At 55.8% G+C, this 3,274-nt stretch carries 2 rRNA genes; both read right to left on the reverse strand.

The features are described from left to right. Nucleotides 1–35: 35 nt before the first annotated feature. A 5S ribosomal RNA gene (gene rrf, locus HR9077_RS17125) occupies nt 36–151 on the reverse strand. A 134-nt stretch (nt 152–285) separates the two neighbouring features. Next, nucleotides 286–3,174: ribosomal RNA gene (locus HR9077_RS17130) — 23S ribosomal RNA — on the reverse strand. Nucleotides 3,175–3,274 lie beyond the last annotated feature (100 nt).

Here is a 3,274-nt window from a genome sequence, read left to right on the forward strand (position 1 = left end):
ACCCCCGACCACTGGCCGGGGGTGTCGAAATAAATGCCTGACGATGACCTACTCTCGCATGGGGAAGCCCCACACTACCATCGGCGCTGAGCGGTTTCACTGCTGAGTTCGGCATGGGGTCAGGTGGGACCCGCTCGCTATGGTCGTCAGGCGTAACTGTGGGCACGCTGCCGTGGCAACGCCCCTGTACCTGGTCTTGAACAAGGTGAATCAAGCTGTTCGAGACGACTCGTCGTATCCGTCGTGTGTTCTCGCCCATGGGCCATCAGGCCCCTTGGGTGTTATATGGTCAAGCCTCACGGACCATTAGTACGCGTTAGCTCAATGCGTTGCCGCACGTCCACACCGCGCCTATCAACCTCGTCGTCTTCGAGGGTCCTTCAGGGGGCGCAAGGCCCCAGGGAAGTCTCATCTTGAAGGGGGCTTCCCGCTTAGATGCTTTCAGCGGTTATCCCGTCCGCACATAGCTACCCGGCAATGCGATGGGCATCACAACCGGAACACCAGCGGTGCGTCCACTCCGGTCCTCTCGTACTAGGAGCAGCACTTCTCAAACTTCCGACGCCCACGGCAGATAGGGACCGAACTGTCTCACGACGTTCTAAACCCAGCTCGCGTACCACTTTAAATGGCGAACAGCCATACCCTTGGGACCGACTTCAGCCCCAGGATGTGATGAGCCGACATCGAGGTGCCAAACACCGCCGTCGATGTGAACTCTTGGGCGGTATCAGCCTGTTATCCCCGGAGTACCTTTTATCCGTTGAGCGATGGCCCTTCCATGCAGAACCACCGGATCACTAGAACCTACTTTCGTATCTGCTCGACGTGTCTGTCTCGCAGTTAAGCACCCTTATGCTCTTGCACTCACTGCACGATTTCCAACCGTGCTGAGGGTACCTTCGTGCTCCTCCGTTACTCTTTGGGAGGAGACCGCCCCAGTCAAACTACCCACCACACACTGTCCTCACACCGGATAACGGTGCCAAGTTAGAACGCCAATGATGCCAGGCTGGTATTTCAAGGGTGGCTCCACCCGAACTGGCGTCCGGGTTTCCTAGCCTCCCAGCTATCCTACACAAGCAACATCAGCGTCCAGTGTGAAGCTATAGTAAAGGTTCACGGGGTCTTTCCGTCTAGCCGCGGGTACACCGCATCTTCACGGCGATTTCAATTTCACTGAGTCTCGGGTGGAGACAGCGTGGCCATCATTACGCCATTCGTGCAGGTCGGAACTTACCCGACAAGGAATTTCGCTACCTTAGGACCGTTATAGTTACGGCCGCCGTTTACCGGGGCTTCGATCAAGAGCTTCGCCTTACGGCTAACACCATCACTTAACCTTCCGGCACCGGGCAGGCGTCACACCCTATACGTCCGCTTACGCGTTAGCAGAGTGCTGTGTTTTTAATAAACAGTTGCAGCCACCTGGTATCTTCGACCGGCTTCGGCTCCCACCGCGAGGGTGTTCACCTAACGCCGGCGTGCCTTCTCCCGAAGTTACGGCACCATTTTGCCTAGTTCCTTCACCCGAGTTCTCTCAAGCGCCTGGGTATTCTCTACCTGACCACCTGTGTCGGTTTGGGGTACGGTCTCGCGTGATCTGAAGCTTAGAGGCTTTTCTTGGAAGCGTGGCATCAATGACTTCCAGACCGTAGTCTGTTCGTCTCGTGTCTCGGCCTAAAGGACCCGGATTTGCCTGAGTCCTCAGCCTACGCACTTTCACCGGGGCTACCAACGCCCGGCTCACCTAGCCTTCTTCGTCCCCCCATCGCAATCACGTGAGGTACGGGAATATTAACCCGTTTCCCATCGACTACGCCTTTCGGCCTCGCCTTAGGGGCCGACTCACTCTGCTCCGATTGACGTCGAACAGAAACCCTTGGTCTTCCGGCGGGGATGGTTTTCACATCCCTTGTCGTTACTCATGTCAGCATTCGCACTCGTGATACCTCCAGCATGCCTCTCGACACACCTTCGTCGGCGTACACGACGCTCCTCTACCGCTCGCCATTCGGCGAACCCGTAGCTTCGGTACCTGGTTTAGCCCCGTTACATCTTCCGCGCAGGCCGACTCGACTAGTGAGCTATTACGCTTTCTTTAAAGGATGGCTGCTTCTAAGCCAACCTCCTAGCTGTCTAAGCCTTCCCACATCGTTTCCCACTTAACCAGGATTTCGGGACCTTAGCTGACGGTCTGGGTTGTTTCCCTTTTCACAACGGACGTTAGCACCCGCTGTGTGTCTCCCACGCTGCACTCACCGGTATTCGGAGTTTGCCTCGGTTTGGTAACCCGGGATGGGCCCCTAGCCGAAACAGTGCTCTACCCCCGGCGGTGATACGTGAGGCGCTACCTAAATAGCTTTCGAGGAGAACCAGCTATCTCCGGGCTTGATTAGCCTTTCACTCCGATCCACAGCTCATCCCAGCATTTTTCAACATACTTGGGTTCGGGCCTCCAGTTGATGTTACTCAACCTTCACCCTGGCCATGGATAGATCGCCCGGTTTCGGGTCTATATCCAGCGACTGGTCGCCCAGTTAAGACTCGGTTTCCCTACGCCTCCCCTACTCGGTTAAGCTCGCCACTGAATATAAGTCGCTGACCCATTATACAAAAGGTACGCAGTCACCCAACACGTGGGCTCCTACTGCTTGTACGCATACGGTTTCAGGATCTATTTCACTCCCCTCGCCGGGGTTCTTTTCGCCTTTCCCTCACGGTACTGGTTCACTATCGGTCAGCCAGGAGTATTTAGCCTTGGAGGATGGTCCCCCCGTCTTCAGTCAAGGTTTCTCGTGCCCCGACTTACTCGATTTCACGTGACTCGGATTTCGGCTACGGGACTATCACCCGCTATGGTCGAGCTTCCCAGCTCGTTCGCCTATCGGTTGCCACGCTTAAGGGCTGCTCCCCGTTCGCTCGCCGCTACTGGGGGAATCTCGGTTGATTTCTTTTCCTCGGGGTACTTAGATGTTTCAGTTCCCCCGGTTCGCCTCCCAACACCTATGGATTCAGTGTGGGATACCCAGCTTGTGCTGGGTGGGTTTCCCCATTCAGAAATGCCCGGGTCACAGGTCGTTTGCCACCTCACCGAGCCTTATCGCAGGCTTCCACGTCTTTCATCGCCTCTGGCTGCCTAGGCATCCACCGTATGCGCTTAATCGCTTGACCATATAACCCCAAGGGGTCTGGTGCGATCTCACACGACAATTGCCGGATACGCTTGAGTCGTATCTCAAATTTGTCAGCTTGATTCACATTGTTAAAGAGC

This window comes from Modicisalibacter radicis (assembly GCF_900961225.1).
Lineage (GTDB): Bacteria > Pseudomonadota > Gammaproteobacteria > Pseudomonadales > Halomonadaceae > Modicisalibacter.